We start from the raw sequence: 12,011 nt of genomic DNA on the forward strand, positions 1-12,011 counted from the left end.
GTGTGGACGGCTCGAATGCCAGGACGGTGGTAGTGTGCGCGCCTCTTTGCTCCAGATCGATGTGAATGAGGACGAATCGGTGGAATCGCGCCGGGCGAGGGTCGCCTCCCTGGTACGAGAACAAGCCGGAGCGGATCTCGTCGTCCTGCCCGAGCTGTGGACCACCGGCGCCTTCGCCTACGAGGAGTTCGGCACCGAGGCCGAATCGCTCGAAGGACCCACGTACGAGGCGATGGCCAAGGCCGCGAGCGACGCCGGGGTCTGGCTGCACGCCGGGTCGATCCCCGAACGCGACCCCGACGGGCCGCTCTACAACACCTCGCTGGTGTTCTCCCCCTCCGGGGACCTGGCCGCCGCCTACCGCAAGATCCACCGGTTCGGCTTCGACAAGGGCGAGGCCGTGCTGATGGGCGCGGGCCGGGACCTCGTGACGGTCCGGCTGCCCGGCACCACGCTGGGCGTCGCCACCTGCTACGACCTGCGCTTCCCCGAACTCTTCCGGGGTCTCGTCGACGCCGGCGCCGAGACGTTCGTGATCCCCGCCGGGTGGCCGGAACGCCGGCGGGCGCACTGGACGCTGCTCGCCCAGGCCCGGGCCGTGGAGAACCAGGCGTACGTGCTCGCCTGCGGAACGGCCGGGACGCACGCGGGGGTTCCGCAGGCCGGTCACTCGATCGTGGTGGACCCCTGGGGCGAGGTCCTGGCCCAGGCCGGGCCCGGCGAGGAGGTCCTCACCGTCGAGTTCGACCCCGGCCGGGTCGCGGTGACACGGGATCAGTTCCCGGCCCTGAAGGACCGCGTGCTCGGGCTCGCCCCGCCCCGGCGCTGAGCCCCGCCCCCACGGGGCCTCAGTCGTCCCCGCGCTCCTTCTCCGCCAGGTGGATCACACACACCGCCACCGCGATCAGCAGCGCCGGGTCGGCGTCCTCGCGGACCACGTCCACGCCGTACGTCTCCCGGACGTGCAGCCAGCGGCGCGAGACGACGGCCAGCAGCTCCCCGTCGTACTCGACGGCGAACTCCCGGTCGAGGATCTTGCCGCTGACGTCCAGCTCGGTGCCGTCCGCGAGCGTGACCCGGTAGTGGTTGCGCAGCAGCGACAGCCGTTTGCGCCGGATCGTCGCCAGCGGCTCGCCGTCCCGCTCGATCACCATGGTGTCGCGCAGCGCGAACATCTTCTGGCGGATGTCGATGAGGACGCGTCCCTGGACGTCCTTCAGCTCGAAGGTGTCCCGCAGCCGCATGGCCTTGCCGTCGACGAGGAACACCTTCTCCCCGCGGTCGTCCTCGATCCAGTAGTCGTCCCCGAAGCCGAGCAGCCGGTCCCGCACGAGAAATCTCATGCCACGAGGGCTTCCCCGCCACCCGCCCCGGAACCCCCGCCTTTAGGCCGACGGGCTGAGTCCGGGCCGCGGGTGGCACCCTGGGGACATGACCGACTCCGCGCCCCGGCACGCCCGCGTCCGCGCCCCCGAGCTGACCGGGGCGGGCGGCTGGCTCAACACGGGCGGACGCGCGTACCGGCTGGCCGACCTGCGCGGACGGATCGTGCTGCTCGACTTCTGGACGGCGGGCTGCGTCAACTGCCAGCACGTCATCGACGAGCTGCGCGAGCTGGAGGCCGGGCACCCCGACACCCTCGTCGTGGTCGGGGTGCACTCGCCGAAGTTCGCGCACGAGACCGAGCACACGGCCGTCGCCGACGCCGTGGAGCGGTACGGCGTGGAGCACCCGGTGCTGGACGATCCGGGGCTCGAGACGTGGAAGCAGTACGCGGTGCGGGCGTGGCCGACGCTCGCCGTGATCGACCCGGAGGGGTACGTCGTCGCGCAGCACTCCGGCGAGGGGCATGTGCGGGCGATCGAGCGGCTGGTGACGGAGCTGGAGGCCGAGCACGCGGCGAAGGGCACGCTGCGGCGCGGCGACGGGCCGTACGTGCCGCCGGAGCCGGTGCCGACGGAGCTGCGCTTCCCGGGGAAGATCGTGGCGCTGCCCGGCGGCGGGTTCCTGGTGAGCGACACCTCCCGGCACCGGCTGGTGGAGTTCGCGGAGGACGGCGAGAGCGTCGTCCGGCGCATCGGTTCGGGCGTGCGCGGGTTCGCCGACGGCCCGGCGGACTCGGCGGCGTTCAGCGAGCCGCAGGGGCTGCTGCTCCTGGACGACGGGGCGGTGTTCGTCGCCGACACCGTCAACCACGCGCTGCGCCGCGTCGACCTCGCGACCGGCGCGGTGACGACGGTGGCGGGCACCGGACGGCAGTGGTGGCCCGGGGCGGCCACGACGGGCCCGGCGCGGGAGGTGGACCTGTCCTCGCCGTGGGACGTGGCGCTGTTCGCGGGGCGGGTGTGGATCGCCATGACCGGGATCCACCAGCTGTGGACGTACGACCCGGAGGGGGGGACCGTCGAGGTGGCGGCGGGGACGCGGGACGAGGGACTGGTCGACGGCCCGGCGGACGAGGCGTGGTTCGCGCAGCCGTCCGGGCTCGCCGTGTCACCGGACGGGGAGCGGCTGTGGGTGGCCGACGCGGAGACGAGCGCGCTGCGCTGGGTGGACCGGCGGGGCGTGGTGCGCACGGCCGTCGGCACCGGCCTGTTCGACTTCGGGCACCGCGACGGCCCGGCCGGGCAGGCGCTGCTCCAGCATCCGCTGGGCGTCACGGCGCTCGCGGACGGCTCGGTCGCCGTCAGCGACACCTACAACGACGCGCTGCGCCGCTACGACCCGGCGACCGGTGAGGTGTCCACGCTGGCCGGGGACCTGCGGGAGCCGTCGGGCGCGGTGGCGGTGGGCGGGGACGTCGTGGTCGTGGAGTCGGCCCGGCACCGGCTGACCCGGCTGCGGCTGCCCGAGGAGGCCGTACGCCGCGCCGGGCGCCCCGCACCGACGGCGCCGACGGACGTGGCCCCCGGCGAGGTGGTGCTGGACGTGCTCTTCGAGGCGCCGGAGGGGCAGCGCCCGGACGACCGGTACGGGCCGCCGGCCCGGCTGCTGGTGTCCGCGACGCCGCCGGAGCTGCTGCGCACGGGCGAGGGTGCGGGGACGTCGCTCTCCCGCACCCTCGTGTTCGACCCGTCCGCCGGGTCAGGCGTCCTGCACGTCTCGGCGAGGGTCGCGTCCTGCGACGACGACCCCTCGGTCCCGTATCCGGCGTGCCGGCTGCACCAGCGGGACTGGGACGTCCCGGTCCGGCCGGCCGGCGGGGGTGCCGGGCGGCTGCCGCTGGTGTTCGCCGGCGCGGACGGTCAGACGCCGTAGCCGTCGTTGTAGCCGTCCCGCCGGTGCGGGTCCTCCGTGACGACCGGGGTCGAGGGCGGCACCACCACGCGCTTGCGCCGGGCGATGCTGCTGAAGGTCGTGACGCCGATGAGGCCCACGATCATCAGGATGACCCCGACCAGGTCGAGGTTCACGCCGTCCATGTCCCAGTCGGTCGCGAACGTGAGGATGGCTCCCGCGGCGATGAGGATGATGCACCCGCCGAGGCCCATGAGTGTCGCCTCCTGTCCGGTCCGGACGATCCGGTCCGGACCTCCGGGTACCCCGGCCGGAGGCGCTCATGCGGCGCCCGCCCCAACTAGCCCTCCAGGAACGCCGACAGGGACTTGGCGAGCAGCCACGGGTCGTCGACGCCGCACAACTCCCGTGCGCTGTGCATGGAGAGGATCGCGACGCCGATGTCGACCGTGCGGATGCCGTGCCGGGCGGCGGTGATGGGACCGATGGTGGTGCCGCACGGCATGGAGTTGTTGGAGACGAAGGACTGGAACGGGACGTCCGCCTTCTCGCAGGCCGCCGCCCACACGGCACGGCCCGAACCGTCCGTCGCGTAGCGGTTGTTGACGTTGACCTTGAGGATGGGGCCGCCGTTGACACGCGGGTGGTGCGTGGGGTCGTGCCGCTCGGCGTAGTTGGGGTGGACGGCGTGGCCGGTGTCGGAGGAGAGGCAGACGGTCCCGGCGAAGGCGCGGGCCTTGTCCTCGTAGGAGCCGCCGCGGGCGAACACCGAGCGCTCCAGGACGCCGCCGAGCAGCGGGCCGTCGGCGCCGGTGTCGCTCTGGGAGCCGTTCTCCTCGTGGTCGAAGGCGGCGAGCACCGGGATGCAGGGCAGACCGGCGCCGGAGCCGGCCACGGCGGTCAGCGCGGCGGTGCCGGCGTGGACGGAGAGCAGGTTGTCCATGCGGGGACCGGCGAGGAGTTCCTTGTCGCGGCCCAGGTAGGCGGGGGGCTCGACGGAGTGGACCATGAGGTCCCAGCCGGTGACCTCGCCCGGGGCGATGCCGGCCGTCTCCTCCAGGAAGGTGATCAGATCGCCGTCACGGACGTCGCCGAGGCCCCACACGGGCTGCAGGTGCCGCTGCTTGTCGAGCTTGAGGCCGTCCGAGGAGACCGCGCGGTCGAGGTGGATGGCGAGCTGGGGGACGCGCAGCAGGGGCCGGTCCACGTTGACCAGCCGGGTCGAGCCGTCCCGCAGGGTGAGCCGGCCGGCGAGGCCGAGGTCGCGGTCGAGCCAGGAGTTGAGCAGCGGTCCGCCGTAGATCTCGACGGCGACCTGGCGCCAGCCGTGCGCGCCGGTGTCGGGCAGCGGCTTGACACGCAGGTTGGGGGAGTCGGTGTGGGCGCCGATGATCCGGAACGGCGTGTGGGGCGCCGCGCCCTCGGGGACGTACCAGGCGACGATCGCGCCGCCGCGCAGCACGTACTTGCCGCCGCTCGACCCGTCCCAGGCGTCCGTCTCGGCGACCTGGCGGAAGCCGGCCTTCTCGAGCCGTTCGGCGGTGTTCGCCACGGCGTGGTACGGCGACGGGCTCGCCGCGAGGAAGGACATCAGGTCGTCGGTGTGGCCGCGGTCGAAGCGGGGGGGTGCGCTCATGGGTTCACCTTAACGACGTGCGAGGGCCCGCTCCCGGGGAAGGGGAGCGGGCCCTCGTGCGGGGCGATGTGGATTGTCCGTGAGTGACGGGAACGGCCCTTTGCCGCCGAGCCGTTCCCGTGCGCGCGGGTCCTAGAAGGCCGCCTCGTCCAGCTCCATCAGGTCCAGCTCGACGCCCTCGGCGAGCTTGCGCGCGCCGGTCACGCCGGGCAGGACGTTGGCCGCGAAGAACTTCGCCGCCGCGATCTTGCCGGTGTAGAACGCCTTGTCCTTGGCGGAGGCCGTCGGGAGCTTCTCGGCGGCGACCGCGGCGCCCTTGAGCAGCAGGTAGCCGACGACGACGTCACCGGAGGCCATCAGCAGGCGGGTGGTGTTCAGGCCGACCTTGTAGATGTTCTTGACGTCCTGCTCGGTCGCCGCGAGGTCGGTGAGCATGAGGCCGACGATGGCCTCCAGCTCGACGGCGGCCTTGGCCAGGTGCTCGCGGGCGCCCGCCAGCTCCTCGCCGCCCTCGCCGACCGCGAGGAACTTCTTGATGTCCTCGGCGAGCGAGTTCAGGGCCGCGCCCTGGTTGCGGACGATCTTCCGGAAGAAGAAGTCCTGGCCCTGGATGGCGGTGGTGCCCTCGTACAGGGTGTCGATCTTGGAGTCCCGGATGTACTGCTCGATCGGGTACTCCTGGAGGAAGCCGGAGCCGCCGAAGGTCTGCAGCGACTGGGCGAGCTGCTCGTAGGCCTTCTCGGAGCCGTAGCCCTTGACGATCGGCAGGAGCAGGTCGTTCAGCGCGTGCTCGGCCTTGGCGTCCTCGCCGTTGGCCTCCTTGACCTGGATGGCGTCCTGGACGGAGGCGGTGTACATCACCAGGGCGCGCATGCCCTCCGCGTACGCCTTCTGCGTCATGAGGGCGCGGCGCACGTCGGGGTGGTGGGTGATGGTGACCTTGGGGGCGGTCTTGTCCATGAAGTTCGCCAGGTCGGGGCCCTGGACGCGCTCCTTGGCGTACTCCAGCGCGTTGAGGTAGCCCGTCGACAGCGTGGAGATCGCCTTCGTGCCGACCATCATGCGGGCGAACTCGATGATGCGGAACATCTGGCGGATGCCGTCGTGCTTGTCGCCGATCAGCCAGCCCTTGGCAGGGTGCTTGTCGCCGAACGTCATCTCGCAGGTGTTGGACGCCTTGAGGCCCATCTTGTGCTCGACGTTGGTGGCGTAGACGCCGTTGCGCTCGCCCAGCTCGCCGGTCTCGAAGTCGAAGTTGTACTTCGGGACCATGAACAGGGACAGGCCCTTGGTGCCGGGTCCGGCGCCCTCGGGGCGGGCCAGCACGTAGTGGATGATGTTCTCCGACATGTCGTGCTCGCCGGACGTGATGAAGCGCTTGACGCCCTCGATGTGCCAGGAGCCGTCCTCCTGCTGCACGGCCTTGGTGCGGCCGGCGCCGACGTCCGAGCCGGCGTCCGGCTCGGTGAGGACCATCGTCGAACCCCACTGCTTCTCGGTGGCGATCTTCGCGATGTGCTTCTGGACCTCGTTGCCCTCCTCGAAGAGGATGCCCGCGAACGCGGGGCCCGAGGAGTACATCCACACGGCCGGGTTGGCGCCCAGGATCAGCTCGGCGTAGGCCCAGATGAGGGAGCGGGGCGCGGTGGTGCCGCCGATCTCCTCGGGCAGGCCCAGACGCCAGTACTCGGAGTCCATGAAGGCCTGGTAGCTCTTCTTGAAGGACGCCGGGACGGGCGCGGTGTTGGTCTCCGGGTCGAAGACCGGCGGGTTGCGGTCGGCGTCGGCGAAGGACTCCGCGAGCTCGTTCTCGGAGAGGCGGGTCAGCTCCTCCAGGATGCTCTTCGCGGTCTCGACGTCCATCTCCTCGAACGGACCCGTGCCGTACAGCTTGTCGCGTCCGAGTACTTCGAAGAGGTTGAACTCGATGTCGCGGAGGTTCGACTTGTAGTGCCCCATGGTCACGGCTCCGTAGCGGGTCGGCGAGGCACTGGATCCTCGCGCTGGTTCACGTACCAACAAGTAGCTACGATGATGCTACCCGCCAGTAATAAGACGCAACCCCGACCCCCGATCTGTGACAGGCCCCACCGGAACGACCTCGGCGGCCATAGCGGTCCACGGGCCCGGTCGTGGTCGGTACGCTTGCGCGCATGTATGGATACGGCCAGCCCATGGACGGTGGGGCGCAGCAGCAGTACGCCCCGCCGCAGCAGCCCATGGCCGGTGGCGCCGGCGGGTACGGCCAGCAGCCGCCGCTCTACCCCGAGCCGTCCCCGCCCTCGCTCGCGGACGCGGTACGCGCCTTCACCACGGGTCAGCTGACGGCCGAGGACTTCCAGCAGGTCTTCGCGACCTCGAAGGTCTACTGCCCACGCGGCGACAACCCCGGCTTCCTCGCCCTGCACAACACCCAGCAGCCGGTGATCCCGATGTTCACCTCGCTCAAGGAGCTGCGGCGGTACGCGGGCAAGGAGTCCAAGTACTTCGTCATCACCGGCGCCGAGGTGATCGACCTGCTGCCGACCGGCTACGGCTTCGTCCTGGACATGGAGGGCGAGCACCGCATGGTCTTCGACGCGAAGGCCGTGGAGCAGATGGTCGAGTTCGCCATGCGCCGCATGTACGGCTGAGCGGACGTGCTGTCACACTGAGCCGCTTCCCGGATCGAACGCCCGGAGGGAATGCCCTCCGGGCTTTGTGCGTTCGGGGTGGCAGAAAGTTCAACGCTCAACTAAACTGGCCGCACAAGGAGGTACCGACATGCCTGCAGTGACCGTCGAGAACCCGCTGACGCTGCCCCGTGTCGCCGCGCCCGCGGAGGCCGTGGCCCGTCCCGTGCTCGCCGTCACGACCGCGCCGAGCGGTTTCGAGGGTGAGGGCTTCCCGGTGCGCCGCGCGTTCGCCGGGATCAACTACCGCCATCTGGACCCGTTCATCATGATGGACCAGATGGGTGAGGTGGAGTACGCGTCGGGCGAGCCGAAGGGCACCCCCTGGCATCCGCACCGCGGCTTCGAGACCGTCACCTACATCATCGACGGGATCTTCGACCACCAGGACAGCAACGGCGGCGGTGGCACGATCACCAACGGCGACACGCAGTGGATGACCGCGGGCTCGGGCCTCCTGCACATCGAGGCCCCGCCGGAGTCCCTCGTCATGTCCGGCGGCCTCTTCCACGGCCTGCAGCTGTGGGTGAACCTCCCGGCCAAGGACAAGATGATGGCCCCGCGCTACCAGGACATCCGCGGCGGCAACGTCCAGTTGCTCACCACCCCCGACGGCGGCGCGCTGCTGCGCGTCATCGCCGGTGAGCTGGACGGGCACGCCGGACCCGGCATCACGCACACGCCGATCACGATGATCCACGCGACGGTGGCGCCGGGCGCCGAGGTCACCCTGCCGTGGCGCGAGGACTTCAACGGGCTGGCGTACGTGCTCGCGGGCAAGGGCTCGGTCGGTGCCGAGCGCCGTCCCGTCCACGTGGGCCAGACCGCGGTCTTCGGCGCCGGTGGCTCGCTGACCGTCCGCGCCGACGAGAAGCAGGACTCCCACACGCCGGACCTGGAGGTCGTCCTCCTCGGCGGACAGCCCATCCGGGAGCCGATGGCCCACTACGGCCCGTTCGTGATGAACACCAAGGACGAGCTGATGCAGGCCTTCGAGGACTTCCAGAAGGGCCGCCTGGGCACCGTCCCCGCGGTGCACGGCATGAGCGCCGCCGGACCCGCGCAGGACTGACCGGCACGTCACGAGGCCCGCGGCCGCACCCACCCGGTGCGGCCGCGGGCCTCTCGCCGTCCGCCACCCGCGGGCCCTCCCCCGTCCGTCACCCGCCCGGATCGCCCGCGCACGACACCCGGCCCCGCGCATGATCCGCTGGAGGCGTGCAGGCCCCCACCCCGTTGCTGCCCGAGCCCGTCCGGCGGCTCGCCGCCTGGTGCGCCGTCGTCCTGCTCGTCGCCGGAGTCGTCTACGTCGGCATCCTGCTGACGGTGGAGCTGAGCACTGCGGTCGTGCCCGTCCTGCTCGCCCTGCTCGGGACGGCCCTGCTCGGCCCGCTGCACCGGCGGCTGGTCAAGGCGGGCGTGAACCGGTCCCTGGCCGCCGGACTCACCTGTGTCGCCGTGGTCGCCGTGGTCGGCGGGGCCGTCTACATCGTCGCCGCCGCCGTCGTGGAGAGCGGCGACGAGATCGTCGCCTCGCTCCGGCACGCCGGACGCGACCTCACCCGGCGCTTCGGACCCGCCGGGACCTCGCTGGACGACCTCGCCGGCAACTCCCGCGAACTGCTCTCCAAGTTCGGCGGGACCGCCGCCTCCGGTGTCATCAGCGGGGTCAGCGTGGTCGGCGAGAGCATCGCGATCGGCGTGCTCGCGCTGCTGCTCGTCTTCTTCTTCCTGCGCGACTCCCACCGGGCGGCCGGCGCGCTGCGCTCCCTGGTGCCCCGGCACAGCGGCGACCTCACCGAGGCCATGGCCCGGCGGGCCTTCCGGGCCGTCGAGGGGTTCATGCGCGGGACCACCTTCATCGCCCTCATCGACGCCGTCTGCATCACCGTCGGCCTGCTGATCCTCGACGTGCCGGGCGCGGTCGGGCTGGGCGCGCTCGTCTTCATCGGGGCGTACATCCCCTATCTGGGCGCCTTCATCTCCGGTGCCGTCGCCGTCCTCGTCGCGCTTGCCGACCGGGGGTTCGTCATCGCGCTGTGGGTCCTCGGCATCGTGCTCGCCGTGCAGCAACTGGAAGGGCATGTGCTGACCCCGATGATCCAGAGCCGCACGGTCCAGATGCACCCGGCCGTCGTCATGGTGACGATCACCGCGGGCGCCTCCGTCGCCGGCATCCTCGGGATGCTGCTCGCCGTGCCCCTGACGGCCGCCGCCACCGGCGTCGCCCATGAGCTGAGGGAGCGTTACGCCCGCCCCGACCCGCCCGGCGCCACCGCCGTCCCGGAGCCGTCGCCGCCACCGGACTCGTAGAGCTCGAACCAGATGGACTTGCCCTCGCCCCGGGGGTCCACCCCCCAGGCGTGCGCCAGAAGCTCGATCAGGACCAGGCCCCGCCCGGACGACGCCAGCTCCCCGGGCCGGCGCACGTGCGGCAGGTCGTCACTGGTGTCGGACACCTCCACCCGCAGCCGGCGGCCCCCCGGCCCGCCCCGCACCTCGGCCAGGAACAGGGCGTCCGCGTCCGTGTGCACGAGGACGTTGGTCAGCGTCTCCGACAGCAGCAGCACCGCCGAGTCGACGTGGTCGGGGACCGGCCAGTCGTGCAGCAGCTCCCGCAGCTGCTGGCGGGCCACCGCCACGCGCTCCGGCTCGGCCTGGGCCACCGACATCATCGTGCGGCGCACGGCGGCCCGTGCGGCGGCCCGCGTACCGGCCGTGTCCTCGCACGTCCGGTGCAGCAGCAGCACCGCGATGTCGTCCTCCCGCCGGTCGGCGAGCGGACCGGTGGTGTGGTGGGAGGACGGGCCGTGCACGGCCTGCACGAGCGCGTCGGCCAGTCCCTCCAGATCGCCGTCGTGGCCCTCCAGGACCGTACGGATACGGCCCCAGCCGGTGTCCAGGTCGTGGCCGCCGGTCTCGATCAGGCCGTCCGTGCAGATCAGCATGGTCTCGCCGGGGCCGAGCGCGATCGTGGTCGTCGGGTAGTCGGCGTCCGGGTCGATGCCGAGCGGCAGACCGCCGGCCGTCGGGCGGTGCAGCACCGTGCCGTCGGCCATCCGGATGGCCGGGTCGGGGTGCCCGGCCCGCGCGATCTCCAGCCGGCCGGTCGCCGGATCGACCTCCACGTACAGACAGGTCGCGAAGCGCGGTGCGGCCGGGTCCTCGTCGGGGGAGCCGAACGTCATGCCGTGCAGGAAGCGGGAGGCGCGGGACAGCACGGCGTCGGGGCGGTGGCCCTCGGAGGCATAGGCGCGCAGGGCGATCCGCAGCTGGCCCATCAGCCCGGCCGCCCGGACGTCGTGGCCCTGCACATCGCCGATGACCAGGGCGAAGCGGCCGCCGCCGGTGGACGGCCCGCCGGGCAGCGGGATCATGTCGTACCAGTCGCCGCCGACCTGGAGTCCCCCGCCGGTCGGGACATAGCGCGCGGCGACGGTCATGCCCGGTATCTCGGGGCCCAGCCGGGGCAGCATGGACCGCTGGAGACCGTCCGTCAGCTCGCGCGCGGACTCGGCGGCCTCGGCCCGGGACAGGGCCTGGGCGAGCATGCGGGCGACCGTCGTGAGCACCGAGCGCTCGTCGGGGGTGAAGGCGACCGGATAGGCGAAGGCGGCCATCCAGGCGCCCATCGTGCGGCCGGCCACGATCAGCGGCAGGAACGCCCAGGACCGGCGGTCGAAGTGCGCGGCCAGGGGCCAGGTCGCCGGATAGCGCTCCTTGTACTGCTCGGGGGAGGACAGATAGACGGCCCGGCCGGTGCGGACCACCTCGGCGGCCGGGTAGTCGGAGTCCAGCGTCAGATCCTTGAAGGGGTCCTCGTCGCCGGGCGCGTGGCCGTGGTGGCCGATGATTGTCAGCCGGTCGCCCGTGACGCCGAACACCGCGAGCCCGTCCGGGGAGAACCCCGGCATGGCCAGGCCCGCCGCGACCCGCAGCACCTCCGACGTGGAGCGGGCCTCCGCCAGCGCCCGGCCCGCGTCCAGCAGGAACGCCTCCCGGGAGCGCCGCCAGTCACCGGTGACGGCGGTGCGCTGCGAGGAGGTGCCCGGCGCCGGTTCGGTGACCTCCTGGAGGGAGCCGGTCACCTCGTAGGCGTGCTTCTCCCGGTCGAAGGCGGCGTGGAAGCGGCTGCGCGCGACCCGGACGACCCGTCCCTGGTCGTCCATGATCCGTACGCGCACCTCGCCGAGCGTGCCCTCGGCCACCGCCAGCTGGATGACGGACGTGATCTCGTTCCAGTCCACCGGATGCAGGCGTGAGCGGACCTGGGCCTGGCTGAGCGTGCGAGTCTCGGCGGGCAGCCCGAGCAGGCGTGCCGCCTCCGCGTCGACCGTGACCAGCCCCGTGTCCGTGTCCCAGTGCCACAGCCCCGTCGCGAGGACGGTGAGGACCTCCTCCACGGCGGGCAGGGCCTCACCCGTACGCATGGCCCCACTGTAAGAAGAGCCGATCGGACCGTGCCA

General features: G+C 72.2%; 10 protein-coding genes. 5 read left to right on the top strand and 5 right to left on the bottom strand.

Annotated elements, in window-relative coordinates:
* Positions 1 to 34 precede the first annotated feature (34 nt).
* Positions 35 to 829 carry a carbon-nitrogen family hydrolase gene (locus F8R89_RS18395; RefSeq protein ID WP_151784994.1) on the top strand — a complete coding sequence of 265 codons (795 nt, stop codon included), beginning with the start codon at positions 35 to 37 and terminating at the stop codon, positions 827 to 829.
* 19 nt (positions 830 to 848) lie between these two features.
* On the opposite strand, the gene F8R89_RS18400 is transcribed toward F8R89_RS18395, so the two are convergent.
* The gene (locus F8R89_RS18400; protein ID WP_151784995.1) at positions 849 to 1,343 is read right to left on the bottom strand and encodes an LURP-one-related/scramblase family protein; all 495 of its coding nucleotides are present in this window, start codon (positions 1,341 to 1,343) and stop codon (positions 849 to 851) included.
* 88 nt (positions 1,344 to 1,431) lie between these two features.
* On the opposite strand from F8R89_RS18400, the gene F8R89_RS18405 reads away from it, so the two are divergent.
* On the top strand, positions 1,432 to 3,258 hold the full coding sequence (locus tag F8R89_RS18405; protein ID WP_151784996.1) for an NHL domain-containing thioredoxin family protein: 1,827 nt from the start codon (positions 1,432 to 1,434) through the stop codon (positions 3,256 to 3,258).
* Here F8R89_RS18405 and F8R89_RS18410 read toward each other — a convergent pair.
* The 3 genes from F8R89_RS18410 to F8R89_RS18420 all read right to left on the bottom strand — a co-directional run bounded on the left by F8R89_RS18410 (position 3,246) and on the right by F8R89_RS18420 (position 6,832).
* Complete coding sequence (locus tag F8R89_RS18410; RefSeq protein WP_151784997.1) at positions 3,246 to 3,491, bottom strand: DUF6458 family protein; 246 nt, start codon at positions 3,489 to 3,491, stop codon at positions 3,246 to 3,248. The two genes, F8R89_RS18405 and F8R89_RS18410, sit on opposite strands and share 13 nt — an antisense overlap.
* 86 nt (positions 3,492 to 3,577) lie before the next feature.
* Positions 3,578 to 4,873 carry a M18 family aminopeptidase gene (locus tag F8R89_RS18415; protein ID WP_151784998.1) on the bottom strand — a complete coding sequence of 432 codons (1,296 nt, stop codon included), beginning with the start codon at positions 4,871 to 4,873 and terminating at the stop codon, positions 3,578 to 3,580.
* A 132-nt stretch (positions 4,874 to 5,005) separates the two neighbouring features.
* Positions 5,006 to 6,832, bottom strand: a complete 1,827-nt coding sequence (locus F8R89_RS18420) for an acyl-CoA dehydrogenase (protein ID WP_151784999.1) — start codon at positions 6,830 to 6,832, stop codon at positions 5,006 to 5,008.
* 194 nt (positions 6,833 to 7,026) lie between these two features.
* Between F8R89_RS18420 and F8R89_RS18425 the strand changes: the two genes are divergently transcribed.
* From F8R89_RS18425 to F8R89_RS18435, 3 genes are all read left to right on the top strand, one after another.
* Positions 7,027 to 7,506, top strand: a complete 480-nt coding sequence (locus tag F8R89_RS18425; protein ID WP_151785000.1) for an SseB family protein — start codon at positions 7,027 to 7,029, stop codon at positions 7,504 to 7,506.
* A 130-nt stretch (positions 7,507 to 7,636) separates the two neighbouring features.
* A complete protein-coding gene (locus F8R89_RS18430; protein WP_151785001.1) occupies positions 7,637 to 8,617 on the top strand; it encodes a pirin family protein in 981 nt (326 codons plus the stop codon).
* A gap of 146 nt (positions 8,618 to 8,763) precedes the next feature.
* The gene (locus tag F8R89_RS18435) at positions 8,764 to 9,858 is read left to right on the top strand and encodes an AI-2E family transporter (RefSeq protein WP_151785002.1); all 1,095 of its coding nucleotides are present in this window, start codon (positions 8,764 to 8,766) and stop codon (positions 9,856 to 9,858) included.
* Here F8R89_RS18435 and F8R89_RS18440 read toward each other — a convergent pair.
* A complete protein-coding gene (locus tag F8R89_RS18440; RefSeq protein WP_151785003.1) occupies positions 9,792 to 11,975 on the bottom strand; it encodes a SpoIIE family protein phosphatase in 2,184 nt (727 codons plus the stop codon). The two genes, F8R89_RS18435 and F8R89_RS18440, sit on opposite strands and share 67 nt — an antisense overlap.
* Between the last annotated feature and the right edge of the window lie 36 nt (positions 11,976 to 12,011).

This window comes from Streptomyces sp. SS1-1 (assembly GCF_008973465.1).
GTDB lineage: Bacteria > Actinomycetota > Actinomycetes > Streptomycetales > Streptomycetaceae > Streptomyces.

Coding starts and splice junctions, on each gene's coding strand:
- F8R89_RS18425 (WP_151785000.1), top strand. CDS start 7,027: ATGTATGGATACGGCCAGCCCATGGACGGTGGGGCGCAGCAGCAGTAC.
- F8R89_RS18420 (WP_151784999.1), bottom strand. CDS start 6,832: ATGGGGCACTACAAGTCGAACCTCCGCGACATCGAGTTCAACCTCTTC.
- F8R89_RS18405 (WP_151784996.1), top strand. CDS start 1,432: ATGACCGACTCCGCGCCCCGGCACGCCCGCGTCCGCGCCCCCGAGCTG.
- F8R89_RS18400 (WP_151784995.1), bottom strand. CDS start 1,343: ATGAGATTTCTCGTGCGGGACCGGCTGCTCGGCTTCGGGGACGACTAC.
- F8R89_RS18410 (WP_151784997.1), bottom strand. CDS start 3,491: ATGGGCCTCGGCGGGTGCATCATCCTCATCGCCGCGGGAGCCATCCTC.
- F8R89_RS18430 (WP_151785001.1), top strand. CDS start 7,637: ATGCCTGCAGTGACCGTCGAGAACCCGCTGACGCTGCCCCGTGTCGCC.
- F8R89_RS18440 (WP_151785003.1), bottom strand. CDS start 11,975: ATGCGTACGGGTGAGGCCCTGCCCGCCGTGGAGGAGGTCCTCACCGTC.
- F8R89_RS18415 (WP_151784998.1), bottom strand. CDS start 4,873: ATGAGCGCACCCCCCCGCTTCGACCGCGGCCACACCGACGACCTGATG.